The organism is Mycobacterium sp. FW102-FHT13B02, from assembly GCF_058790275.1.
This window is the reverse complement of the sequence record NZ_JBYTCM010000002.1, coordinates 252127-276188: the sequence shown is the minus strand read 5'-3', so window position 1 is coordinate 276188 and position 24062 is coordinate 252127. Positions and strand designations below refer to the sequence as shown.

At 66.8% G+C, this 24062-nt stretch carries 22 protein-coding genes; 17 read left to right on the top strand and 5 right to left on the bottom strand.

The annotated features are described in order from the left end of the window. Positions 1–23 precede the first annotated feature (23 nt). From AC3WTE_RS04230 to rnhA, 3 genes are read left to right on the top strand one after another with little or no spacing between them, the layout of a single operon-like run. On the top strand, positions 24–602 hold the full coding sequence (locus AC3WTE_RS04230; protein ID WP_492435899.1) for a TetR/AcrR family transcriptional regulator: 579 nt from the start codon (positions 24–26) through the stop codon (positions 600–602). Next, entirely contained in the window at positions 599–1231 is a 633-nt protein-coding gene (locus tag AC3WTE_RS04225) for a glyoxalase (RefSeq protein ID WP_492435897.1), read from the top strand. Before AC3WTE_RS04230 ends, AC3WTE_RS04225 begins: the two co-directional genes overlap by 4 nt. Further along, entirely contained in the window at positions 1228–1704 is a 477-nt protein-coding gene (gene rnhA / locus AC3WTE_RS04220) for a ribonuclease HI (protein ID WP_459368337.1), read from the top strand. Before AC3WTE_RS04225 ends, rnhA begins: the two co-directional genes overlap by 4 nt. Here rnhA and AC3WTE_RS04215 read toward each other — a convergent pair. Continuing rightward, positions 1691–3994, bottom strand: coding sequence for an ATP-dependent DNA ligase (locus AC3WTE_RS04215; RefSeq protein WP_492435895.1), 2304 nt, complete (start codon positions 3992–3994; stop codon positions 1691–1693). The genes rnhA and AC3WTE_RS04215 overlap by 14 nt on opposite strands. Here AC3WTE_RS04215 and ku point away from each other — a divergent pair. The 4 genes from ku to AC3WTE_RS04195 all read left to right on the top strand — a co-directional run bounded on the left by ku (position 3984) and on the right by AC3WTE_RS04195 (position 8513). Next, a complete protein-coding gene (ku, locus tag AC3WTE_RS04210; protein ID WP_492435893.1) occupies positions 3984–4778 on the top strand; it encodes a non-homologous end joining protein Ku in 795 nt (264 codons plus the stop codon). The two genes, AC3WTE_RS04215 and ku, sit on opposite strands and share 11 nt — an antisense overlap. Positions 4779–4867: 89 nt before the next feature. Then, the gene (locus AC3WTE_RS04205) at positions 4868–5659 is read left to right on the top strand and encodes an SDR family oxidoreductase (RefSeq protein WP_492436281.1); all 792 of its coding nucleotides are present in this window, start codon (positions 4868–4870) and stop codon (positions 5657–5659) included. Positions 5660–5670: 11 nt separating this feature from the next. Continuing rightward, positions 5671–6747, top strand: coding sequence for an NAD(P)H-dependent amine dehydrogenase family protein (locus AC3WTE_RS04200; protein WP_492435891.1), 1077 nt, complete (start codon positions 5671–5673; stop codon positions 6745–6747). Between the two features lie 125 nt (positions 6748–6872). Continuing rightward, complete coding sequence (locus AC3WTE_RS04195; protein ID WP_492435889.1) at positions 6873–8513, top strand: hypothetical protein; 1641 nt, start codon at positions 6873–6875, stop codon at positions 8511–8513. A gap of 70 nt (positions 8514–8583) precedes the next feature. On the opposite strand, the gene AC3WTE_RS04190 is transcribed toward AC3WTE_RS04195, so the two are convergent. Then, the gene (locus tag AC3WTE_RS04190) at positions 8584–9471 is read right to left on the bottom strand and encodes a LysR family transcriptional regulator (RefSeq protein ID WP_492435888.1); all 888 of its coding nucleotides are present in this window, start codon (positions 9469–9471) and stop codon (positions 8584–8586) included. Between the two features lie 74 nt (positions 9472–9545). Between AC3WTE_RS04190 and AC3WTE_RS04185 the strand changes: the two genes are divergently transcribed. Together AC3WTE_RS04185 and AC3WTE_RS04180 are read left to right on the top strand one after the other, a co-directional pair. After that, a complete protein-coding gene (locus tag AC3WTE_RS04185) occupies positions 9546–12101 on the top strand; it encodes an AAA family ATPase (protein WP_492435887.1) in 2556 nt (851 codons plus the stop codon). A 49-nt stretch (positions 12102–12150) separates the two neighbouring features. Then, complete coding sequence (locus AC3WTE_RS04180; RefSeq protein ID WP_492435885.1) at positions 12151–13401, top strand: Nramp family divalent metal transporter; 1251 nt, start codon at positions 12151–12153, stop codon at positions 13399–13401. Here the strand turns inward: AC3WTE_RS04180 and AC3WTE_RS04175 are convergent. Beyond that, positions 13391–13537, bottom strand: coding sequence for a hypothetical protein (locus AC3WTE_RS04175; RefSeq protein ID WP_492435884.1), 147 nt, complete (start codon positions 13535–13537; stop codon positions 13391–13393). The genes AC3WTE_RS04180 and AC3WTE_RS04175 overlap by 11 nt on opposite strands. Here AC3WTE_RS04175 and AC3WTE_RS04170 point away from each other — a divergent pair, their 5' ends adjacent. The 5 genes from AC3WTE_RS04170 (at position 13538) to AC3WTE_RS04150 (ending at position 19419) form a co-directional block, all read left to right on the top strand. Further along, positions 13538–14359: a TIGR03621 family F420-dependent LLM class oxidoreductase gene (locus AC3WTE_RS04170; protein ID WP_492435883.1), complete on the top strand. Its 822-nt coding sequence runs from the start codon at positions 13538–13540 to the stop codon at positions 14357–14359. A 52-nt stretch (positions 14360–14411) separates the two neighbouring features. Further along, positions 14412–14969 carry a type 1 glutamine amidotransferase domain-containing protein gene (locus tag AC3WTE_RS04165; protein ID WP_492436280.1) on the top strand — a complete coding sequence of 186 codons (558 nt, stop codon included), beginning with the start codon at positions 14412–14414 and terminating at the stop codon, positions 14967–14969. A gap of 22 nt (positions 14970–14991) precedes the next feature. Beyond that, positions 14992–17136, top strand: coding sequence for an MDR family MFS transporter (locus AC3WTE_RS04160; protein WP_492435882.1), 2145 nt, complete (start codon positions 14992–14994; stop codon positions 17134–17136). 325 nt (positions 17137–17461) lie between these two features. After that, complete coding sequence (locus AC3WTE_RS04155; RefSeq protein ID WP_492435880.1) at positions 17462–17845, top strand: heme-binding protein; 384 nt, start codon at positions 17462–17464, stop codon at positions 17843–17845. Between the two features lie 8 nt (positions 17846–17853). Then, positions 17854–19419, top strand: a complete 1566-nt coding sequence (locus AC3WTE_RS04150) for an FAD-dependent oxidoreductase (protein ID WP_492435879.1) — start codon at positions 17854–17856, stop codon at positions 19417–19419. A gap of 25 nt (positions 19420–19444) precedes the next feature. On the opposite strand, the gene AC3WTE_RS04145 is transcribed toward AC3WTE_RS04150, so the two are convergent. Then, positions 19445–19708, bottom strand: a complete 264-nt coding sequence (locus tag AC3WTE_RS04145) for a MerR family transcriptional regulator (RefSeq protein WP_492436278.1) — start codon at positions 19706–19708, stop codon at positions 19445–19447. Positions 19709–20312: 604 nt separating this feature from the next. Here AC3WTE_RS04145 and AC3WTE_RS04140 point away from each other — a divergent pair. After that, complete coding sequence (locus AC3WTE_RS04140) at positions 20313–20519, top strand: hypothetical protein (RefSeq protein ID WP_492435877.1); 207 nt, start codon at positions 20313–20315, stop codon at positions 20517–20519. A 470-nt stretch (positions 20520–20989) separates the two neighbouring features. Beyond that, on the top strand, positions 20990–21610 hold the full coding sequence (locus tag AC3WTE_RS04135) for a hypothetical protein (RefSeq protein WP_492435875.1): 621 nt from the start codon (positions 20990–20992) through the stop codon (positions 21608–21610). Positions 21611–21662: 52 nt separating this feature from the next. On the opposite strand, the gene AC3WTE_RS04130 is transcribed toward AC3WTE_RS04135, so the two are convergent. Continuing rightward, complete coding sequence (locus tag AC3WTE_RS04130) at positions 21663–23594, bottom strand: heavy metal translocating P-type ATPase (RefSeq protein ID WP_492435873.1); 1932 nt, start codon at positions 23592–23594, stop codon at positions 21663–21665. An 83-nt stretch (positions 23595–23677) separates the two neighbouring features. On the opposite strand from AC3WTE_RS04130, the gene AC3WTE_RS04125 reads away from it, so the two are divergent. Next, a complete protein-coding gene (locus AC3WTE_RS04125) occupies positions 23678–24040 on the top strand; it encodes an ArsR/SmtB family transcription factor (protein ID WP_492435871.1) in 363 nt (120 codons plus the stop codon). Positions 24041–24062: the final 22 nt, after the last annotated feature.

Here is a 24062-nt window from a genome sequence, read left to right as displayed (position 1 = left end):
ACTGGTTGTCGATGGGAGGTCTGATGGTTGATCCACGGGCAACCGTCGACGATCTGACGGCCAAGGCGCGCATCCGCAATACCGCCCTAGATCTCTACGCCACACACGGCGAAGACCGAATCTCCCTGCGCGCCATCGCCTCCGAGGCCGGCGTCGCGGTGGGCCTGGTGCAGCACCACTTCAAAACCAAGGCCGGCCTGCGGAACGCCGTCGACCAGTTGGTGGTCGACTACTTCGCGGGCGCCCTGGCCGAGGTGCCCGAAGACGCCTCGACGGCCGTGCGCGACGACGCCGTTCGGGACATGCTGCGCGCCAATCCCGCGGTGGTCGACTACGTGCGCCGGGCCCTCCTGCAGCCCAATGTCGCCGACAGCCACTTGGTCGACGTGATCGTGGACCTCACGCAGCGCGAGGTCCGGGCGGCCCGCAAGACGGGGCGCGCCTCGACCACTCGCCGCGAGAACATCCAGGTCGTCGCCGTCTTGGCGAGGCAGATGGGCGAACTACTTTTGGCACCCATGGTCGACGCGGTGTGGCAGCGAGTAGCGCCGGACACCCAGCCACCGCGGCTGCGGGTCAGCGTCGACGAGGCGGGGCAATGACAGTCAGCGTCGACGAATTCGAGGTCGCCGACACCGCAGAGTCCTGGACCGCCGCCGGGTTCACCGTTGATCCCGACGGCGTGTGCCGAACCGGTGGCGTCCGGATCCGGTTGGTCGGACGGGACCACGGCACCGGCATCGTCGGGTGGTCGCTGCGCGGTTTGCCGTCCGGCCAGCGCCTCGACGGCATCCCCACCACCCGGTCGGACGCACCTGCCTCCACTGGAGCCGAGCACGCGAACGGCGCCCTCTCGGTCGACCATGTCGTCCTGTTGTCGCCTGACCTGGATCGGACCGTCACGGCGCTCGCGGCAGTCGGTGTCCGCCCGCGCCGGGAACGCGACGGGCAACTCGGCGGCCGGCCGATGCGGCAGATCTTCTTCCGCCTCGGCGAGGTGATCCTCGAGGTCGTCGGCTCCCCCGAGACCAAGGGCGACGGCCCATCGACGCTGTGGGGCCTGACATACGTTGCGCGCGACATCGACGCCACCGCCGCGTTCTTCGGCGACCGCACCGCACCGGTGAAGCCGGCGGTGCAACCCGGACGCCGGATTACCACGCTGCGACATCGAGAATTCGGGATGTCGGTCCGCACGGCGATGATCTCGGCCCCTATTCTCAGCCCATGAGCGACTCCGCCACCGATGCCGTCGTGGTCATCCACACCGACGGCGGCTGCCGCCCCAACCCCGGCCCCGGCGGCTGGGGCGCGGTGCTGCGCATGCGTCATCACGTGCGGGAAATGTGCGGCGGCGAGCCCGGCGAGACCAGCAACAACCGCATGGAGCTGACGGCGCCCATCATGGCGCTCGAAGCGTTGACACGGCCCGTGGTGGTGCACCTGCACACCGACAGCACCTACGTCCGCAACGGCATCACCAAATGGGTGCACGGCTGGGAACGCAATGGCTGGATGACGGCGGCGAAGCAACCGGTCAAGAACGTCGACCTCTGGAAGCGGTTGCAGGCCGCTTGCGCCCGGCACGAGGTCGAGTGGTTCTGGGTGAAGGGACACGCCGGCGTCGCCGACAACGAGCTGGCCGATCAGCTGGCGACCCGCGGGCTGGAAGAGGCTGTCGCCCTCGCACTCACTCCCATGTGACCTCCGCCGGTGTCTTGTCCGGACGCAGCCCACGCCAGCTGGGTTGCCGCAACCGGCCATCCGAGGTGCGCTCGCTGTAACGCACCTCCCCCACCACCTCGGGCCGTACGTACGTCACACCTTTGGCATCCAGCGTGGAAAGCGGTGCAGTAAAAGGTGATTCACTGGTTTCCAGCGGTGCCAGCAACGCCCGCAGGTCGCCCAGCATCTTGTCGGTGAACCCCGTACCGACCCGCCCGGCGAACCGCAGACCGTGTTCGTCGGGCACCCCGACCAGCAGCGCCCCGATGCCACTGGTGCGGCCACCTTCCCCAGCGCGCCAGCCGCCGACCACCACTTCCTGTGTGCGCCACAACTTGTCCTTGACCCACGCCTCCGACCGGCCCGGCCGGTATCCGGAATCCCATTTCTTGGCGACCACTCCTTCAAAGCCGCGGCCACTCGCCACCTCCAGGGGATCGTCAGCGGGCAACAGCGGCGGTACCGTCAACGCGCCATCGGCGGCCAGCGTTTCCAACAGCTTTCGTCGGTCCCGGTACTTTGCGCGCGTCAGGTCACGTCCGTCGAGGGACAGGATGTCGAAACACCAGAATTCGATGTGACTGCGGGGACCGCGGTTCTGCATGGCCTGAAAACTCGGTACGCCATCCTGCAATGCCACCACCTCACCGTCCAGGATCACGTGGTGCTCGGCGAGATCGGCTGCCAGCGACTGCAATTGCGGGAATTCCCCCGTGATGTCGCGACCGCTGCGCGAGGTGAGCCGGATCCTGCCGTGGTCGGCGTCTACGAGAAGCCGGTAGCCGTCCCACTTGCCTTCGAAGGCCCACTGGTCCGAAGACAGTCGGCTCACCGATCCGTGGGTCGCCAGCATCGGTTGCAGCTGCTGCTCTTTCATCCGGCGCACCAGCCAGTTCTTGCCGCCGGTCTGGATGAGCACGTACCGGCCGGAGACCCGGCTGCCGTGGAGGTTGACGATCACCTCACCGTTTTCGCCTGAGTCCCGGAACTTCTCGGTGTCGTAGGTGCCCGAGTCCCAGATCGAGACGTGTCCACCGCCGTATTCACCCTTGGGGATATCACCTTCGAAGGTGGCGTACTCCAGCGGATGGTCTTCGGTGTGCACCGCCAGGTGGTTGACGGTCGAGGTGTCCGGGAGGTTTTTCGGCACCGCCCAACTGACCAGCACCCCGTCGCGTTCCAGCCGGAAGTCGTAATGCAGCCGGCGGGCATGATGTTCTTGAATGACGAACCGATTGTTCTGACCCACCGCGGGCTGGACCGCGGGGACGGGCTCCGGTGTCCGGCCCGGGTCCCGCATGCTGCGGTAGGTGGTGAGCCGATCGGCCACCGGCGCATCGCCATCCATGCCGGCGAGCAGATCACCGTCGCGCGCCAAGCGGGCCAGTACCTCGTCGAACCGCAGTTGCCGCAACTCCGGATCGTCGAGTTCGTCCCAGGTGCGCGGCGCCGCGACGGTCGGCTCGTCGCGGCCGCGCAACGAATACGGCGCCACGGTCGTCTTGGCCGCGGAGTTCTGGCTCCAGTCCAAAAACACTTTGCCCGCCCGCAAGCTGCGGGTCATGGTCGCGGTGACCAGCTCACCCATCGATGATTCGAGTTGCTGGGCAACACGTTTGGCGACGGCCGACGCACCGCGCGAGCTGACGGGCGAGGCCAGTGGCACATAGAGGTGCAAACCCTTGCTGCCGCTGGTCACCGGATACGCCGCCAAATCCATGCCGGCGACCAGTTCACGCACCGCGCGGGCCACCCCGCACAGCTGGGCCATGGTGATGCCCTCACCGGGATCGAGGTCGAACACGATGCGCGTGGCGGGTCCCGGGGCCAGGACATCGCCCGCCCCGCTTCGCCCACCCGCCCCGACAAAGCGCCATTGCGGCACATGCACTTCCAAGGACGCCTGCTGGGCGATCCAGGCCAGCCCTTCGGCAGTGTCGATGATCGGGTAGACGGTGGTCCCGCTGCGATGCGTGATGGCGCCGCGTTCCAGCCACTCCGGCGCCGAGGACGCCAGCTGCTTCTCGAAGAACGCCTGCTGCGCAACACCATTGGGCCACCGTTTGCGGGTGACGGCACGACCCGCGATGTGCGGCAACATCGCATCGGCGACAGCGAGGTAGTAGTCGAAAACGTCGGCTTTGGTCGTGCCGGTCGACGGGTAGAGCACCTTGTCCGGGTTGGTCAGCCGCACCCGTCCGAATTGCTCCACACCTCGAGTATCCAAGCTCGAACGCGATAATGGGCCATACTGAGGTATGCGGTCCATCTGGAAGGGGTCAGTAGCCTTCGGGCTGGTCAATGTGCCAGTGAAGGTGTACAGCGCCACTGAGGATCACGACATCAAGTTTCATCAGGTGCATGCCAAGGACAATGGCCGCATCCGATACAAGCGGGTGTGCGAGGTCTGCGGCGAGGTTGTCGAGTTTCGGGATATCGCGAAAGCGTTCGAATCCGAGGACGGGCAGACCGTCATCATCACCGACGAGGACATCGCCACCCTGCCTGAAGAGCGCAGCCGCGAGATCGACGTGGTCGAGTTCGTTCCGGCGGAGCAGATCGATCCCCTGATGTACGACCGGAGCTACTTCCTGGAGCCGGACTCGAAGTCGTCCAAGTCCTACGTGTTGCTCGCGCAAACCCTGGCCCAGACCGATCGGGTGGCGATCGTGCACTTCTCGCTGCGCAACAAGACGCGGCTCGCGGCATTGCGGGTGAAGGATTTCGGCAAGCGCAACGTGATGATCGTGCACACGCTGTTGTGGCCCGACGAGATTCGCGACCCCGATTTCCCGGTGCTGGACAAGGAAGTCGAGATCAAGAAGGCCGAGTTGAAGATGGCCGGTCAGGTGGTGGACTCGATGACCGAGGACTTCCACCCCGAGCAGTTCCACGACACCTACCGCGAACAAATGGAAGAGCTCATCGAGGCGAAGATCGCGGGCGGCGAGGCATTCTCCACCGAGGAAGCGGCGACCGAACTGGACGCGACCGAGGACGTCTCCGATCTGCTGGCCAAGTTGGAGGCCAGCGTCAAGGCCCGCAAAGGCTAATTGGAACGTGTTCTAGAAATCTGCTCCGGCAGCGCCTCGATCTTGCTAGCGTGCCTAACAACAACCAATACGAGGCGAGTGAGGCACACGTGATTCTGGATAGATTCCGGCTCGACAACCAGGTAGCCGTAGTAACCGGTGCGGGCCGCGGCCTCGGCGCCGCCATCGCCATCGCATTCGCCGAAGCGGGTGCTGACGTGGTGATTGCCTCCCGCACCGAGTCGCAGTTGCAGGACGTGGCAAGGCAAGTCGAGCAGGCCGGCCGGCGAGCTCACGTCATCGCCGCCGACCTCGCCCACCCAGAGGAGACCGCCAAGCTCGCCGCAGCGGCGGTCGAGGTGTTCGGCAGACTAGATGTCGTCGTGAACAACGTCGGCGGCACCATGCCCGCCCCGCTCATGTACACCTCGACGCAGGATCTGAAAGACGCGTTCACGTTCAACGTCGCCACCGCGCATGCGCTCACGCAGGCGGCCGTGCCGCTGATGCTCGAGCATGCCGGCGGCGGCAGCGTCATCAACATCACCTCGGCCGTCGGCCGACTGGCGGGCCGTGGCTTCGCCGCCTACGGCACCGCCAAGGCCGCGCTGGCGCACTACACGAGGCTGGCCGCGATGGACCTGTGCCCGAAGATCCGGGTCAACGGCATCGCGCCCGGTTCGATCCTGACCTCGGCGCTGGACATCGTCGCCTCCAACGAGGCGTTGCGTGATCCCATGGAGAAGGCCACCCCGCTGCGACGCCTCGGCGACCCGGAGGACATCGCCGCCGCGGCGCTGTACCTGGCCTCACCGGCCGGGGCCTACGTCACCGGCAAGGTGCTGGAGGTCGACGGCGGCCTCACGTTTCCCAACCTCGACCTGCCCATCCCGGACCTGTGAGGAACGTGTACATGCCCATCAAAGTCGCCGCCGTCGGCACCGGAAACGTCGGCCGCCATGCCCTGACTCAGCTCATCACTGACCCTGCCTACGAACTGACCGGCGTCTGGGTGTCCTCTGCCGCCAAGACCGGCAAAGACGCCGGAGAGCTTGCCGGACTTGATGTTTCAACCGGGATCACGGCCACCGACGACCTCGATGCCATCCTCGCCGGCAAGCCGGACTGCATCGTCTACACCGCCATGGCCGACAACCGCCTGCCCGAAGCGCTGGAAGACTATCGGCGCATTCTGGCCGCCGGAGTCAACGTCGTCGGCAGCGCGGCAGTGTTCCTGCAGTATCCGTGGCAGGTCCTGCCGGCCGAATTGATCGCACCGCTCGAGCAAGCGGCGAAAGAAGGCGGATCGTCGCTGTTCGTCAACGGCATCGACCCCGGCTTCGCCAATGACCTACTCCCCCTTGCCCTTGCGGGCACCTGCCAGAGCATCGAACAGATCCGCTGTATGGAGATCGTCGACTACGCCACCTACGACAGCGCCACGGTCATGTTCGACGTGATGGGCTTCGGCAAGCCCATCGACGAGCTGCCGATGCTGCTGCAGCCCGGCGTGCTGAGCCTGGCCTGGGGTTCTGTGGTGCGTCAGCTGGCCGCCGGCCTCGGCATCGAACTCGACGAGGTGACCGAGACCCACACCCGCATCCCGGCTCCCGAGGCATTCGACATCGCGTCAGGTCACATCCCGGCCGGCACCACGGCGGGCATGCGGTTCGAAGTGCGCGGCATGAAGGACGGTCGGCCGGCTGTCGTGCTGGAGCACATCACCCGCCTGCGCAACGATCTGTGTCCCGACTGGCCGCAGCCGGCGCAAGAGGGCGGTTCGTACCGGATCGAGGTGACCGGCGAGCCGTCGTACGCCCTTGACCTGTGCCTGAGCAGTCGCAAAGGCGACCACAACCACGCCGGACTCGTTGCCACAGCAGCACGGGTGGTGAATGCCATCCCGGCGGTCGTGGCCGCCGAACCGGGCATCCGCACAACGCTGGATCTGCCGCTCATCACCGGGAAAGGCCTGTACCGCCCCAACTGACGACGCCGAAAATAGAGTCATTCGTCGCTAGCGGATGACCTACCTCTCAGAGCCAGAATCAGGGCGAACTTACGCAAAAGTCAGTTCGCAGACTGTCCGATTCTGAGCCTTTGAAAGGGCCCGTTATGCACACCGCCGCTCGACCGTTCGCTTCCGTCGGCGTGTCCCTGGCCGGGGCCGCGGCTATCGCCGTCGCCCCGGTCATGGCACCGACCATCAGCACCCAGATCCACCATATGGAAGCTCAGATCGAGCGCGCCGCAGTACGTTTGACCGCGGCTGCCAATCCTTTCGAGGCATACGCACAGGCGTTCAACAACACCGTCGCCAGCCTGCAGACCATCGTGACCACGGCACAAACCCAGGGACCGACCCCGATTCTGACCGCAGCGCTGAACAATCAGCTCGCCGCGCTGCAGGACCTGCTGAAACTGGTGTCGTCGCCCGGTTCGGTCACCGTCGATCCCAGCCCACAACCGGCGGTGCCCTTCGCGCCGGCCCCACCGCTGTTGAACGCGGTCGGCACGACGCTGGGCCAGATCGGGACCAACCTCACCACCGCGGTGCCGCCGCTGCTGGCCGCTGCCGTCAACGATCTGGCGAAGGGCAACGTCGAAGACGCGACCAATCAGCTGCTGCTGGTCGGGCTGAATGCGCTGATCCCGCTGACCAATCTGCTGGCGCCCGCACTCAACGCCGTCACCTATCCGCTGCAAGGTTTGGTCACCGCGATCGACAAGCTCGGTCCGCTGGGGGCCATCGCCGCCAACCCGCTGCAGAACGCCGTCAATGTCCTCAACACGCTCAACCAGGGGTTCGGCGGGCTGCAGCCGTCGAACGCCCTCGTCATCGTCGGTGGTCTGCTCGGCCCGCTGATCCAGGCGCCCGCCGCCATGGGCGCCGCGGTGCAGGACGTCATCGATGCCACGCGCACCGGCGACCTCGGCAAAGTGGCCACGGCGCTCGTCTCGATTCCCGCGACGATTCTGAACGGGGTCCTCAACGGTGGTTACGGCCCCGACCTGTCGACCGTGATCGACACCGGTCTGCCGGGCGTTCCGCTGTATGCCGGCGGCCTGCTCACCTCCTTCGGCATCAACATCGGCGGTGGCCCGCTGGGCTTCACCGTCAACCTTCCAGGTCCGGTCGCCGCGCTGCAGCTGCTGCAGAAGCTCGTCGCCGACGCGCTCAAGCCGCCGCCGGTCACGACGGCCAAGGCCGCAGTCGCAGCCACCGCGCCGGTAGCGGCCAACGCGGTGCCGGCCACCGACGCGACGACCGTCGCGGTACCGGCCTCGACAGTCGTCAAAGCCCTGCCCGCGAAAGCGACAACGGACGGCACGAAGCCCGTGGACCAGACCACGACGAAGACGGATACCACCAAAACGGATGCGACGAGCCCGGTGGAAACTTCCACGAAACCCGTTGCAACAAAGCCCGATTCATCGACAGAAGCCGGCACGGACACGGCCACCAGCACCACCGGCGCCACCAAGCCCACAGCCCCGGGTAGCACTGACGCCGCGCACACGGGAAGCGGGCAGGCCGGTTCCAAGGGCGAGGGTACGACTGCTGACCACACCAAGGGTGGCGATGCCAAGGGCGGCATGAAGGGCGGCGATGCCAAGCCCGACTCCAAGCCGGCCAAGCCCGACACCAAGTCCGGCTCGACGCCCACCAAGCCCGGCACGACGAGCACCAAGCCCGCCAAGGCGGCCACCGGTGCAGGCCAGGCAAAGGACGGCAAGAGCACTCACGCCAAGTAGGACCACGAATGTTGGCTTGTGGTCGAGGATCTCGGGGGTTCTCGACCACAAGCCGATACTCACCGGCGAGCTAGGCCGGCGCCGCCTGAATCAGCATGTCCGCCAACGACGCGGTGGCCGGCGTCAGACGGCCCACCGGCTGCGACGCCAGATAGACCTGCCACATGACACTTCGCCTCAATGCGATGGCGCGCAGATCACCGAATTCCGCGCATTCCGACGCAGGCATGAAGGTGGTTCCCAGCCCTTGACGAACCAGTTCACCGACCACTGAGAAGCCGGCCGGAATCACATGGACGGGCCGCGACTGGCTGCCCGCCGCGAGAAATGCGTTGTCCATCAAGGAACGAAAGCCCCAGTCCGGCGGAAACCCGATCAGGTCCTCGTCCGCCAGATCGATCAGACTGACCACTTTCTCGGCCGCCATCGGATGGTCGTCGCGGCACACGAAGCACATAGGTTCCTCGAACATCAAGCGCATGTCGAGTTGCGGCGGAAATCGGTTGGGCACCGAGACCAGAGCCAGATCCAGCGAGCCATCGACAAGTGCCGAGAGATATGCCGAGGCGCCAGCTTGGTTGAGCTGCAAGCGAAGTCGCACGAAGGGGTGCTCCCGGTGAAACTCCCCGAGCACTCGCGCGACATTCATCGGGCCGTACGAGATCAATGATCCGAACTCGACGGTACCCATCAGCCGGCCGCGACTGGATGCCACCGATTCGGCGGCTGCCCCCGCAACGCGCAGCAGTTCGTGCGCCTGAGCGAGGAAGCGTTCGCCGGCGACCGTCAGCTCGATCTGCTGACGGGAGCGGTCGAACAACTGCACACCGAGCTCCCGCTCCAGCTTCGCGATCGACGTCGAGATGGCGGACTGCACCACGTGGACGCGACGTGCCGCGCGGGTGAAGCTGCGTTCGACGGCAACCGCCACAAAGTGCTCGACCTGCCGTAGCTCCACGCCGCAGATTATCTACGTCATAGATGGGACTTATCAATATCTGTCATTAGACGTGTTGACCGATCGGATGTCTCATGGTTCGTGTGAACATCGCGTCGACGCAGCTCATCGGGCGCGACGCCGAACTCACGGCACTGCGGGACGCCATCGCGAAACCGCCCCATGGGCAGGTGATCGTCATCTCCGGGGCATTGGGCTCGGGCAAGACGTCTCTGCTCGCCGAGGCCGAGCGACAAGGACGCTCGCTGGGCCATCGCGTTCTCGGCATCGCCGGACTACCCGGCGAGACCGGCACTCCGCTGGGCGGCCTGCACCGGCTGCTGCGGGCGCTCAACAACGCCGAGGCCAACCCGTATGGTCGCGCCAACATCATCGAAACCCTTTTCAGCACACCATTGTTCGGCGATCAGATCCACACCGCCAGGTTGGCCGCGGCACTGCTCGAACTCTTGGACGCGGTGCCGCGACGGCAGCCGGTGCTGGTGACGGTCGACGACGCCCACTGGCTCGACGAGCAATCCCGCAGCGTTCTGTTGTTCGCCGCCCGGCGGAGCGCGGGCCGGCCGATCACCGTGGCGCTGACGCTGCCTGACGCTGTCGCCCCGACGGGGCTGGCGGGCCGGTCGGCTCTCGAAATTCCGCTGGCGCCAATGCACCTCGACCAGTCGATCGCACTGCTGGAGGCACAGCCCACACCGCCGGGCGGACTACTCCGTGAGCAGATCATCAAACAGTCCGCGGGCAATGCCGCCGCGATCATCCACTTTTCCAGCACGGCTACCGGCGCGACGCCCACGGCGGGTTGTGCACCGGACCCGTTGCCGTTGCCGATCAGCGCCCACGCGGTCTACGCACAGCATCTCGCGCACCTGCCCGCAGCCACGCGCGCCGCGCTCGTCGTCATCGCGGCCGCGTCCGCCGCCGACCTACGCACGCTGCCGCCCGCAGTGCTGGCCGACCCGGCGGTCCTGGCCCCGGCAGAGACCGCGGGCATCGTGCGTATCGAGGCCGCACGCATCAGCCCCATCAATCCCCTCATCCGCTCTGCGGCCTATTACGGGGCGCCGCTGACCACTCGGCAGGATGCGCACCGAATCCTGGCTGACGCGGTGAGTACGTCCGCATTGAGTACGCCACCCCAGCGCGAGGCCTGGCACAGAGCGCATGCTGCGTCCTCCACCGCCGGCGGTCCGCGTGACCGCATCCGGGCATTGACCGCCCGCGGGATGGCCACGATGTGGAGTGACGGGCGGGCGGCGGCCCAGGCCCTCCTGGCAGTGACCGTCGAAGCACTCGGAGTCGAACCCGAGCTGGCGTGGGAACCGCTGCGCGTGGCGGCCTCCGCAGCTTTCCTGTCGGGTGATCCAGCCGCGTATCAGGGGACGGCACAAACGCTGCAGCTGCTGGACGACGCGATGCCGGTGCCGACCGGCAGCTCGGCAACCTCGCGGCTGTGGATCCGAGCGGTGACCGACTCTCCGCGTGCGCGCGCCGACTTGGCCGCGTTCACCGCCCCGCCGGCCGGCGGCCTCGGGGCCCTGGAGTTGAGTCTGATCGGCCTGGCCGCCGGCGTGACCGACGCGTCAGAGCTCAGCATCCGCAGTCTGCGCGTCGCGCAGTCCTTGATGACACCACATGATTCGACGCACGGACAGGCGCTGACGGCGGCGATCCTGGCCTGGTCGTGTGTCGACTCCGGCCGCTGGGACGAGGCGCTCAGAATCACCAGCCAGCTGCACACCCTCGGCGCCGTCAGCGATCAACCACTGATCATCGCGACCGGGGACCAGGTCCGAGCCACGGTCGCCGCCTGCCGCGGCGACACCGCGTCCGCTCGCGACCACATCGGCGCAGCCCTGAATGTCGTTGATTTCCAGGACAACCGGTTGCACGCGGCACGGGCACATCACGTCCTCGGGCTGATCAACCTCGCGGCCGGCAACGATCTCGGGGCCTACGGTCATCTGTCCGAGTTGTTCACCGACTCCGGCATTCCTCTGCACCAACACGTGTCCTACCGCGCTCTCGTCGACTACGCCGAGGCAGCTCTGCGGACGGGCATGGTCGACGACGCGCGGCGCATGTTCACCGCCGCACTGACGCACCTACCGCAGCCGCACTCCGCCCGCGTCGACCAGCTGGTGAACCACACCGCGGCGCTGCTCAGCGTCGGGGAGGCCGGCGACATCCTGGCTCGCACGCTCGCCGACGCCGCCGGCGAGCAGTGGCCATTCGAACGCGCCCGGTTGCGGCTCAGCTACTCGGGCTGGCTTCGGCGAAGCCGGCGACGCAAGGAAGCGCGCCGGCACATCTCAGCCGCCCTGGCCACCTTCGAGACGCTGGGCGCCACACCGTGGCTGGACATCTGCGCCCGGGAACTGCGCGCATCAGGCGTCGCGACGGCGGCGTCGGGGACGCCGTCCACAGAACAATTGAGCCCCCAAGAGCATCAGGTCGTCTATCTCGCCGGACGTGGCTTGACCAACCCGCAGATCGCGGCCCGACTTCAGCTTTCGACCCGCACCGTGTCCGGATACCTCTACCGCTCGTTTCCGAAGCTGGGCGTCACCAGCCGGCATCAGATCCGCGACATCCCGCCGCCGCCCGACGGGCGCGGGGCCGCCGGCTGACCTATTTCCCCAACAGACAGGTTTCGGCTACCCTAACTTTTCTATTCGAATGCCCGGATGGAAGGCGAGCGCAGTGCTGACCGAGAGCCGCACCTCATCGCGTCCGACGTGGTCCTTGCTGGGCCCGGCGTTCGTGGCGGCCATCGCCTATGTGGATCCGGGCAACGTCGCGGCCAACATCAGCGCGGGCGCGAAGTTCGGTTTCCTGCTGGTGTGGGTGATCCTGCTGGCCAACGTGATGGCCGGCCTGGTGCAGTACCTGTCGGCCAAGCTCGGTCTGACGACCGGCCGGTCACTCCCCGAGCTGGTGGCCGAAAACTGCCGTACACCAACCCGGCTCGCGTTTTGGTTCCAGGCCGAAATGGTCGCGGTGGCAACCGATCTCGCCGAGGTAGTGGGCGGCGCCATCGCGCTGCAACTGTTGTTCGGCCTGCCCATGCTGCTGGGCGGCGTGATCACCGGAGTGGTGTCCATGTGTCTGCTGTCGGTGCAGAACCGGGGTGGCCAGCGCGCCTTCGAACGGATCATCGCCGGGCTGCTGATGATCATCACGCTCGGCTTCGTCGCCGGCCTCCTCGTCGACCCGCCCCCGCCAGGCGACGTGCTCGGCGGCATGGTGCCGCACTTCGCCGGGCCAGAGAGCCTGCTGCTGGCCACCGCGATCCTGGGCGCGACCGTCATGCCACACGTCGTCTACCTACACTCGGGCCTGGTCCGGGACCGGCACGGGAAGCCCGAGACCGGCGCTCCGCTGCGTCACATGCTGCGCGTCACGCGCTTCGACGTCGGCCTCGCGATGGTGGTCGCGGGCGCGGTGAACCTGGCGATGCTGCTGGTCGCCGCGACCCACCTGCAGGGCGTCGCAGGCACCGACACCATCGCGGGCGCACACGCCGCGGTCGGCAATGCCCTGGGCCCGGCGATCGCACTGTGCTTCGCGATCGGCCTGCTGGCTTCGGGCCTGGCGTCCTCGTCGGTCGGCGCGTACGCCGGCGCGATGATCATGCAGGGCCTGCTCAACCGGTCCTATCCCCTGCTGCTGCGCCGGGCCGTCACGGTCATTCCGGCGTTGGTGGTGTTGGCCATCGGGTTCGACCCGACGCGCGCGTTGGTCATCTCCCAGGTGGTGCTGTCGTTCGGCATCCCGTTCGCACTGATTCCGCTGGTGCGGCTGACCAGCAACCGCGCCGTGATGGGCGAGCACGTCAACCACCGCGTCGTGACGGCATTGGGATGGGCTGTGGCCGTGCTGATTTCGGGGCTGAACGTGGTACTGATCTGCCTCACCGTCACAGGCTGATCGCTGCCGCGATCTCGCCACTGCGGACCGCCACGTGCGACGGCAGCATCGCGCCGAGTCCGTGGCTGTGTTCGACGGTCGCGCCGTTGAGAAAGATGTCTCCGGATGTGCCCCGCGTGTCCGTAAGGTCGAACACATGACGAGAGATTTCCGCTTCGGAGTCGGCCTGCGACACACCGACGGCCGGTCAGCAGTGCAAGACGCCGCGCGCCGCGCTGAAGACCTCGGTTATGACGTCCTCTTGGTGCCCGACCATCTGGGCGCTCCGGCCCCGTTTCCGGTGCTTGCGACGGCCGCCGCGGCAACCACCACCATGCATCTGGGCACCTTCGTCTTCAATGCCTGCTTCTACAAGCCGGCGCTGCTGGCCCGCGATATCGCGGCCATGCGCGATCTGACCGAAGGACGATTCGAAACCGGCCTGGGCGCCGGCTACGTCAAGGAAGAGTTCGACGCCGCGGAACTGCCCTTTCCCAGCGCCGGAAGGCGAGTGGAGTACACCGCGCACGTCACCTCGTATCTGCGCACCCAGCTGCCCGACGTACCGGTCATGATTGCCGGCGCCGGCGACAAACTGCTGACCGTCGCCGCCCAGCAGGCACAGATCATCGGGCTGACCGGAGGCGGGCCGCGCACCGACGACCACGATCCGCTCGCCGAGCGAATCTCCTTCGTGCGCAACGCCGCCGGCACCCGCTTCGACGAGCTCGAGCTGAACCTGGCCATCACCGCGGTGCCGACCGACGGATCCGGAATCCCGAACCTGTCCATGACCCGGCACTTCCAGCCCGACCTCAGCGACGCCGAGCTGATGACGACGCCGGGTGTGCTCAGCGGCGGCATCACCGACATGGCGGCCCGGATCCGCGAGCTACGCGACCGCTACGGTGTCAGTTATTTCATTGTCCAGCAACAGCATTCGGAGGCCTTCGCGAAGGTCATAGCAGAACTGCGCTGACGGCCCGCGCGGCAACGTTTCGGCCGACGAACCTAGGGGTATGCACAGCCACGTGCTCAAGGAACTAGAAGGCCGCCGGGTCGCCATCCTCGCTGCCGACGGGGTCGAGAGAGTCGAGCTCGACGAACCGCGCGCCGCGGTCGAGGAGGCCGGCGGCTCCGTCGAAGTGCTGTCGGTCAAGTCCGGCGAAATCCAGGCCCGCAATCACGACCTCGAACCAGCGGGCAGCATCGCGGTGGACCGGACCGTCGGGGAGGTGAGGGTCGACGCGTTCGACGCGCTGATCCTGCCGGGCGGCACGGTGAACCCCGACAAACTACGGCTCGATCACGCCGCGGTGACGTTCGTCGGTGACTTCGTCCGCTCCGGTAAGCCTGTCGCCGCCATCTGTCACGGTCCGTGGACCCTCATCGAAGCCGACGTCGTCCGGGGCCGCAAGGTGACCAGTTATCCCAGCGTGCGCACCGATCTTCGTAACGCCGGGGCCACCGTCGTCGATGAAGCAGTGTGTATCGACGGCAATCTCATCACCAGCCGTTCGCCCTCCGATCTACCGGCGTTCTGCGAGGCAATCACGGAGGCATTGGCGAGCAGTCCCGCCCAGACCTAGGGTCAACCGGGTTATGACAGCCATGACCACACCCAGCCCCGCCGACGTGGCGGAAGCGACGCCCAGTATCCGGCAGCGCAACTTCGTATTCCTCGCTGTCGTTCTCGGCATGCTGCTGGCCGCACTCGACCAGACCATCGTGGCGACGGCGCTGCCGACCGTCGTCGCAGACCTGGGCGGTGCCGGCCACCAGTCCTGGGTCGTCACGAGTTACCTGCTCGCGTCGACGATCGTGACTGCGGTGGTCGGCAAGCTCGGCGACACCTTCGGCCGCAAGCGGGTCTTCCAGGTCGCCATTCTGCTGTTCCTGGCCGGCTCCGTGCTGTGCGGTCTCGCGCAGTCGATGGGGATGCTGGTCGCCTCGCGCGCTCTGCAGGGCCTGGGCGGTGGCGCGATCACCGTGACGGCGGTTGCGGTGATCGGCGAGGTCATCCCGCTACGCGAAAGAGGCAAGTACCAAGGCGCTTTGGGCGCGGTATTCGGCGTCACGACTGTCGTCGGCCCGCTGCTCGGCGGGTTGTTCACCGACCACCTGGGCTGGCGCTGGGCGTTCTGGATCAACGTGCCGGTGGCCGTGGTGGTCATCGCGATCGCGGCAGCGGCCATTCCCGAGTTGGCCCGCGCCGGCCGGCCGGTCGTCGACTATGCGGGCATAGTCCTGGTCGGGCTCGGCGCTGCGGGTCTCACGTTGGCAACCAGTTGGGGTGGCACCACCTACGCGTGGGGTTCAGCCGTGATCATCGGGTTGTTCGTCGTCTCGGTGGCGGCACTCGTCGGCTTCGTCATGGTGGAACGCCGTGCGCCCGAACCGATTCTGCCCATCCGATTGTTCGCCAACCCCGTCTTCACGGTGTGCTGTGTGCTGTCGTTCGTCGTCGGGTTCGCGATGCTCGGTGCGCTCACGTTCCTGCCCACCTACATGCAGTTCGTCGACGGCGTCTCGGCCACCGCGTCGGGACTGCGCACCCTGCCGATGGTGGCAGGTCTTCTCGTCACCTCATTGAGCAGTGGCGCAATCGTCGGCCGCACCGGCCAGTACCGAATCTTCCCGATCGCCGGCACCGCCATCATGGCGCTGGGATTCGTGCTCCTGTCACGGATGGACGCCGACACCTCGACGCTGACCCAATCGCTGTTCCTATTGATCCTCGGCACCGGCATCGGGCTGAGTATGCAGGTGCTGATTCTGGTGGTGCAGAACACCGTCGACTTCTCCGACCTGGGCGTCGCCACCTCGGGTGTGACGTTCTTCCGCACCATCGGAAGTTCCTTCGGCGCGGCGATTTTCGGCTCGATGTTCGCGAATTTCCTGGGCGACCGCATCCCGTCGGCCATCCGGGCCAGCGGCGCACCACCCGATGCGGCGACGTCGCCGAAGGCGCTGCACAGCCTCCCGCATGAGACCGCCGCACCGATCATCAACGCATATGCCGATTCCCTGAGTCACGTGTTTCTGTTGGCGGCGCCGGTCGCGGTCGTCGGGTTCGTCCTCGCACTCTTCCTCAAACAGGTGCCGCTGCGTGACGCCGCCGCGAGCGGCAGCACCGACATGGGTGAGGGTTTCGGCATGCCGACCACCGAGTCGCCGGAGAAGCTCCTCGAAGTCGCTGTCGGCCGGTTGTTGCAGCACAGCAACGGCATTGACCTCGAAGCGGTAGCGCGCACCTCGAACAGCCGACTGGGCACCGCACAGTTGTGGGCGCTGATGCTGATCTACCGGTACGCGGCGGTGACCGGTGCCGCAGACCTGCTCGACATCGCCGACGACCGGCGGGTACCACGGCAGGTCCTCGAACCGACCTTCGACCGGCTGGTCAGCACCGGATTTGCGACGCGCTCGGGAACCGAATTCGCACTGACGCCCGCAGGCTCAGCCGAGGTGGGTTCAGCGCGCAATGTCATCTCGAGCTGGATCACCGAAACCCTCACGCAGTCAGATGAATTCCAGGGTGCGCCCGAGCGCATTCATGTGCAGAGTGCACTGGACCGTATTGCCCGTGGTGTGCTCGTCGAACGGGAGTCGGCCCGGCGCGATAGTCGGCCGCCCAAACTCGGCCCACCGCAGCGGTATATCGCCGAGCAGCCCACCACTCGGATGCGCGCGCCCCGCCCAGATGAGCCACCGACTCGCCCATTCCGCCCGCACGCCACCATGCCCCACAGCTGACATGTGGCCGGGACGGTCCCGTTTGCGGCTGGACCGTCCCGGCGGTGGTGCCAGTGCGGACCGAGCAGACGCCCGGATCTGTGGAACCGGAGAGCAGTGACGGCGGTGTCGGAGCCACTCCAGCGGGCGTCGAGTTCGGGATCCACCTGACGATCAGTGAATACCCCGTCCGGCGCGTTCAAACCGCAGCGCCGAGGAAAGACAGCAAAAGCCGGTGGGTTGAGAGCCAGGACTGCGGGTATATGACGACCGGTGCCTGGAGGGCGCGGCCCGTGTCAGGTGATCCGCGTCCATCGCACACCGAAGCACAGCGAAAGGACACGCCATGAAGTTTTCAATTCGATTCACCGGCCTGATCCCGGTACTGGCCGCAGTACCGGTCTGCCTCAGCCTGGCCACGCCGACAACAGCCGCCGCGGAAACTGATTGCGGTCCCGAATCCGTTGCGAACACCGTCAGCTCGGCAACCGGGGCGGCCAGTAACTATCTGACAGCGCATCCCGACGCCAATCAGGTTGTGGTGGCGGCATATTCGCAACCCCGGCCACAGGCGTCGGCCAACCTCCGCGCGTACTTCACGGCACATCCACAGCAGTATCAGGACCTGCGCGGAATTCTGGCGCCGATCGGCGACACTCAGCAGCGGTGCAACGTGACGGTCTTGTCACCCGACTTGGCCACTGCCTACGCCGAATTCATGGCCGGATAGCGGTAACGATGACCGGACCTCGAGAGCCCTGTCACCTCACCTCATTGTGGTTGGCCGACCGCGAGATGTCGCCGTCTTCGCCGCCGTCGCCGGAGTCGACCGACTTGGCTTCTCCCGCCGACGTCGTGGTGATAGGCGCCGGCATCACCGGCCTGACCACCGCCGTCCTGCTGGCCCGGGCGGGGAAGAACGTCACGGTTGTCGAAGCGCGACATGTGGGTGCGGGCACGACCGGCAACACGACGGGCAAACTGAGCGTGTTGCAGGGCAGCAAGCTCGCCCGCATCGCCGGCAAACACAGCGCTGATGTGTTGCGAGACTACGTCCGTGGCAACGCCGAGGGACGTGACTGGCTGGTGCGCCATTGTGACAATCACGGGATTCCCTGGCAGTCCGAACCCGACCACGCCTATGCGCAGACTTTCTCCGGTATCGCCCTGGCACGCGACACCCTGAGCGCCTGTCGTGAGGCGGGGTTGACGCAGTCGGAATGGATCGACACCGCCGACGTTCCGTTTCCGTTCCGCGGCGGTGTGCGGTTACCCGATCAAGCCCAGATCGACCCGATGCCCCTACTCAACAGCCTGGCTGTCGAATTCGAAGCCCACGGCGGCACACTGTTGCAAGGCGTGCGAGCGGTGTCGGTGGCCGATGAAGGACTGTTGCGCGTCACGCTGCAAGCGACACACCCTACGGTTGAGTTCGCGGGGTCCCACATGTCGGTCACCGGGCACCGATGCATTCTCGCGACCGGAACGCCGATCCTGGACCGCGGCGGGTTCTTCGCCCGACTGACGGCAAAACGCTCCTACTGCTTGGCATTCGACGTCGCGGGCGAGCCGACGGGCGGCATGTTCATCTCGGTGGATACGCCCACCCGTTCGGTGCGTTTCTCCCCGTCCGCGGACGGGGAGAAACTCATCGTCGGTGGCGCCGGCCATCCGGTGGGGCGTGGCCACGCCCCCGCACATGACGTGGCCGAGCTTGCCAAGTGGGCGGAACTGCACTATCCAGGGTCGACACCGACACATTTCTGGTCGGCCCAGGACTATTCACCCATCGACGAGTTGCCGTATGTCGGCCCACTGCTTCCCGGCTACGAAAAAATCCGGGTGGCAACGGGTTTCGACAAGTGGGGCTTGACCAATGGGGTCGCGGCGGCATTGCTCCTGTCCGCGCAACTGCTCGGTGGCCACATCGAGTGGGCTCATGCATTCGCCAGTTGGAATCCACACGAACTACGTGCGGTGACCGCCGCGCTGCGAACGAATCTCGAGGTCGGGCTCAACCTCGTCAAAGGCTGGATAGCGCCGGTTACCGAGTCGCCGGAAAAGCTCTCCGACGGCGCCGGGGTGGTCAGCGGATGGCCGTGGCAGCTACGGGCCGACAGCCTGGTCCACGGGCAAAAACGCACGGTGTCGGCGGTCTGCCCGCATTTGGGCGGCGTGGTGAGGTGGAACGACGCCGACCGGGCTTGGGAATGCCCGCTGCACGGTTCGCGGTTCAGCGCCGACGGGCGACTTCTGGAGGGACCCGCCACCCGCGACCTCTCGCCGCTCCCCGACGCACGCTGAGCCCTCGTCGGCGTCAGGGCTGCCGTCACTTCGAACGGCCGCGTCGGCCGGCGGCCTTGCGCAGCGCACTGTTGTCGTCCTCCAATTCGAGGATCCTGCTGATGCCGGCGATGTTCACCCCCGAGGCAACCAGGGCGACGATCCGCCCGATGCGGGCCACGTCGTCAGCGCTGTAGCGGCGGGTACCACCGTCGGTGCGCGCCGGCGCGAGAAGTCCGTGGCGTTCCCACAGCCGGAGTGATTGTGTTGGCGCGCCGGACAGTTCCGCGGCCACCGTGATCCCGTACACCGCATGATCGGATGCCGGACCGGCCGCAGCGGGTCCTGGGCTCGGCGGCACCAGCCGGCGATCAGCATCGTTCACAAGGTTTCCTGTTCCACTACTCGCATCCAATCATGCACTGGTGCTATATAGAAATATATTCCGTCTGGCATAGATACGCTGGACCAAATCACACAAGGCGGTAAGCGAAAGGTTACGTGCGGTGATCGCCACGCCGATGCACACTGATCCGAACCGCCGAACCACCGGAAATCCGTCGCCGGTCTGCAGTGACCGCCGGCATCGAAGTCTGATCGGCCGGCGCGGTCAGCGATATCGGTGCCGAGGCCGCGTTGCGCTCAGTCGGGTTCGGACACGTCAAACGTTATCTGCTCGGTAGCTACCGTCGCCACCAATCGTCGGCTCGGCGGCCCAGCTGCGGGCCGCCCCGGGAAATTGATTCCACTTTGTTCCTAACGGACAACGATTTGAGCCAGACCGGCAAAAGATTGTCTCGGCGGTACCTGGGTCGAGCTGCGCTCCCGCCGTACCGTTCTTGTATCAGCTTCCCGTTGAGAAACACCAAATATCAACGGAACAAACACATTTCACCAATCTCAGGAGTGCTTCCATGTTCGAGGCCAACTTCATCATCGACGCCATCGTCCTCTACGCCATCGGCCTGTGGCCGCTGCTGCTGGTCGTCGCCGCCGCCGGCGTCCGGTGGTTCAACGGCCGCCGCAGCGCCGCCGCTGCCGCCGTCCACTCGTTGCCGCAAGTCACAGCCGGTATGACGCCCGCCCGCAAGCGCACCTTGGCCTACGCCGCCGGCCAGTAACAAATTGCCGTTTCAGCCAGTCGCGGGTCGCACCCACATCCCCAGGTAGACAGGCAGCGCTCAGCCTGGGGGCACTCCGAAATGGCCGGCGACGGGACCGTGAGTTTGCCACATCCTCGGCCCACCGGCCTCCGAGACCGACAGCGACGAACGCCCGCGAGACGCCTTTCGCGGATTCCTACGCAACAGCTCGAACCGCGAATCCAGTGCCGACCTCCTTCACCTGCACGTCAAACCCAGTGAAGTACGGCGTACAGCGCGCCACCGGGCGCCGCGGCCGGCCCGTCGATGAAGACCGCATCGACGTGGAAGTCGCGCTGCTGCTTTGCCATTGGTTTGGCACCGCCACGCTCGCTCCTTAACGCAATCTGTGGATTCCGGCAAAGTCCGTACGCCACCGGGGGCGACAGGGGACGCTGTTGGAAGAACCAGCAGCGCCACCGGGCGCTGCCGTAACCGAGGAGCGCTTGGTGTACGCACGCTCAACCACGTTTCAAGCCGAACCGGCATCGATCGATGCCGGTATTGCGTACATGCACGACACCGTGCTGCCCGCCCTCGAAGAGCTGGGGGCGGCAGGAATGTCGCTGATGGTGGACCGGCGCCTCGGACGCTGCATCGCCACCAGCGCGTGGGAGTCCGAAGCGGTGATGCACTTGACGGCGCACGCCGCACGGCCGCTCGGGGAACGGGCAGCGGAGCTGCTCCACGGCACCCGGCGGGAGGTGAACGAGTGGGAGGTCACGGCACTGCACCGCGATCACCGCTCGCCCAAGGGCGCGTGTCTTCGGGTTGCCTGGCTCTCGGTCGAACCACACCAGGCTGACCTGCTCACCGACTTCTACCGGACGCTGGTACTGCCGGCCGTGGAGAAACTCGAGGGGTTCTGCAGCGCCAGCCTTCTGCTCGACAAGCCCTCGGGACGCGCCGTGTCGTCCGTGACGTTCGACAACGCCACGGCGTTGGACAACAACCGTGAACAGGCCAGTGCGCTGCGTACCGAGAAGCTCGCCCAGCTGGGCGGCAGCCTGGTCGATATTTGTGAGTTCGAGCTGGCGATCGCTCATCTGCGAGTGCCCGAACTGGTCTGATCGACCACTCGCCGGACCGGTTTCACAGCTCCTTCGCCTTGCCGGCAGCGCGTCACCCGGTGGGTACACCCCACGCGCCACGCCGCAGCAGTCGCAGTCCGTTGAGCCCGACGATGATCGTCGAACCCTCGTGGCCGGCCACGCCCAAGGGCAAGGGCAGCGTTCCGACCAGGTCCCAGACCACCAGCACCGCAATGAATGTCGCCGCGATGGCCAGGTTGGCCATCACCACGCGGCGGGCTCGGCGGGACAGCGCGATCACGGCCGGGATGGCACGCAACTCGTCGCCGATGACGACGGCGTCGGCGGTCTGCAACGTCAGGTCGGCGCCCGCGCCGCCGATCGCGATACCGGAATTCGCGGCCGCCAGTGCGGGCGCGTCGTTGATGCCGTCACCGACCATGGCCAGCCGGCTGCCATCGGCCTGCAGGTCCCGGACCGCGTCAACCTTGTCGTGCGGCAGCAGTCCGGCGCGCACCTCGGCGATGCCGACGGCGTCGGCCAACTGTCTTGCGACAGAGTGATTGTCGCCGGTGAGCAGCACCGGTTCCCGGCCAGTCACGGTCGTGACAGCCGCGACCGCCATCGCGGCGTCAGGGCGCAGTTGGTCGGTCAATCCGAGGACAGCGGCAGTGCGGCCGTCGACCGTCACGACCACCGCGGTGTGGCCACGCTGTTCGACTGCTGCTGCCGCCGCGCCATCGGCAGCGGCCGCGGGAGAAGTCACGCTGATCACCCGGCCGTCAATGGTGGCCCGGACCCCGCGGCCGGGTGCTGCCACGAAGTCGGTGGCGCGCGGCAGCGCCAGGCCGCGTGCCTGCGCCGCACGGACGATGGCCGCACCCACCGGGTGCTCGCTGGGATGCTCCGCCGCCGCCGCCAGCGTCAGCACGCGTTCCTCGGTGAAATCACCTGCCAGGACGTGGATTTGTGCGAGTTCCGGGGTGCCACGCGTCAGCGTTCCGGTCTTGTCGAAGGCCACCCGGGTCGTCGCGCCGAGTTGTTCCATCACCACCGCCGACTTGACCAGCACGCCGTGACGTCCGGCATTGGCGATCGCCGCCAGCAGCGGCGGCATCGTGGCCAGCACCACCGCGCACGGGGACGCGACGATCATGAAGGTCATGGCGCGCAGCAACGCCTCCCGCACCGAGTCGCCCGCGAGCAGAGGGACTACGAAGACCGCGAGGGTGACGGCGACCATGCCGATCGAGTAGCGCTGCTCCACCTTCTCGATGAACAGCTGGGTACGCGCCTTCGTCTGCGCCGCCTCTTCGACCAGCGCCGCGATACGTGCGACCACCGATTCGGCAGCCCGGCGGTCCACCCGGATCCGCAAGGCCCCCGTGCCGTTGAGGGTTCCGGCGAATACCTCGTCGCCAACGCCCTTGTCGACCGGTAGCGGTTCGCCCGTGATGGTCGCCTGGTCGACCTCGCTGGCGCCGTCGATCACCGTGGCGTCGGCGGAGATCCGCTCCCCGGGCCGCACCAGCACCACGTCGCCGATGGCCAACTCCGCGGCAGGCACCACCTGCTCGCCGCTGCTCGTCTCGCGCGTCGCGGTGTCGGGGGCGAGGTCCAGCAGACCTCGGACCGAATCTTCGGTACGTGCAGTCGCCAGCGCTTCGAGGGCACCTGAGGTGGCGAAGATGACGATCAGGAGAGCGCCGTCGGTGACCTGACCGATGGACGCCGCACCGATCGCGGCGACGACCATCAGCAGGTCGACATCGAGGGTCTTTTCCCGCAGGGCCTGCAATCCGGCCAGCGCCGGTTCCCAGCCGCCGGTCACGTAGCAGGCCAGATACAGCACCCACCACACCCACACCGGCCCGCCGGTCAGCTGCACCAGCAGCCCGACCAGGAAGATAGCCAAAGCCACTGCAGCCCAGCGTATCTCGGGCAGGATGAACCAACCCCGGCGCAAGCGGTTCACCGCCACACCGGCCGCCGCCGGACGGTCCGCCTGAGTCACCGTCGCCACGACGCACCTCGCAAAAGCATGCAACCAACGTTATCAGAACAAATGAATACGTCTTCATGTGTGCGTCTTAGTACACTGGGGCGATGGGACATGGTGTCGAGGGGCGTGATCGCCCGACCGGGCGTCTCGACGCCGACGCCGCAGCGCAGGTGGCCACCACGTTGCAGGCGCTCGCCACCCCGAGCCGGTTGATGATCCTCACCGAGCTGCGCCAACGCGCCTGCTCCGTTACCGACCTCGCCGACTCGATCGGACTGGAACAGTCCCTCGTCTCCCACCAGCTCCGGCTGCTGCGCAACCTCGGGCTCGTGACGGGCACTCGCAGTGGCCGCAGCATCGTCTACAGGCTGTACGACAATCACGTCGCGCAACTGCTGGATGAGGCCGTCTACCACAGCGAGCACCTGCGACTGGGGCTGGCGGACCGTGCGGGCGACGCCGGCTGACCTGCTGACCCCTGCCGTCGAC

Excerpts from the sequence above, each read along its gene's own strand:
- AC3WTE_RS04230 (WP_492435899.1), top strand. The coding sequence starts at position 24 with ATGGTTGATCCACGGGCAACCGTCGACGATCTGACGGCCAAGGCGCGC.
- AC3WTE_RS04225 (WP_492435897.1), top strand. The coding sequence starts at position 599 with ATGACAGTCAGCGTCGACGAATTCGAGGTCGCCGACACCGCAGAGTCC.
- rnhA (WP_459368337.1), top strand. The coding sequence starts at position 1,228 with ATGAGCGACTCCGCCACCGATGCCGTCGTGGTCATCCACACCGACGGC.
- ku (WP_492435893.1), top strand. The coding sequence starts at position 3,984 with ATGCGGTCCATCTGGAAGGGGTCAGTAGCCTTCGGGCTGGTCAATGTG.
- AC3WTE_RS04215 (WP_492435895.1), bottom strand. The coding sequence starts at position 3,994 with ATGGACCGCATACCTCAGTATGGCCCATTATCGCGTTCGAGCTTGGAT.
- AC3WTE_RS04200 (WP_492435891.1), top strand. The coding sequence starts at position 5,671 with ATGCCCATCAAAGTCGCCGCCGTCGGCACCGGAAACGTCGGCCGCCAT.
- AC3WTE_RS04195 (WP_492435889.1), top strand. The coding sequence starts at position 6,873 with ATGCACACCGCCGCTCGACCGTTCGCTTCCGTCGGCGTGTCCCTGGCC.
- AC3WTE_RS04185 (WP_492435887.1), top strand. The coding sequence starts at position 9,546 with ATGGTTCGTGTGAACATCGCGTCGACGCAGCTCATCGGGCGCGACGCC.
- AC3WTE_RS04180 (WP_492435885.1), top strand. The coding sequence starts at position 12,151 with ATGCCCGGATGGAAGGCGAGCGCAGTGCTGACCGAGAGCCGCACCTCA.
- AC3WTE_RS04170 (WP_492435883.1), top strand. The coding sequence starts at position 13,538 with ATGACGAGAGATTTCCGCTTCGGAGTCGGCCTGCGACACACCGACGGC.
- AC3WTE_RS04160 (WP_492435882.1), top strand. The coding sequence starts at position 14,992 with ATGACCACACCCAGCCCCGCCGACGTGGCGGAAGCGACGCCCAGTATC.
- AC3WTE_RS04155 (WP_492435880.1), top strand. The coding sequence starts at position 17,462 with ATGAAGTTTTCAATTCGATTCACCGGCCTGATCCCGGTACTGGCCGCA.
- AC3WTE_RS04150 (WP_492435879.1), top strand. The coding sequence starts at position 17,854 with ATGACCGGACCTCGAGAGCCCTGTCACCTCACCTCATTGTGGTTGGCC.
- AC3WTE_RS04140 (WP_492435877.1), top strand. The coding sequence starts at position 20,313 with ATGTTCGAGGCCAACTTCATCATCGACGCCATCGTCCTCTACGCCATC.
- AC3WTE_RS04125 (WP_492435871.1), top strand. The coding sequence starts at position 23,678 with ATGGGACATGGTGTCGAGGGGCGTGATCGCCCGACCGGGCGTCTCGAC.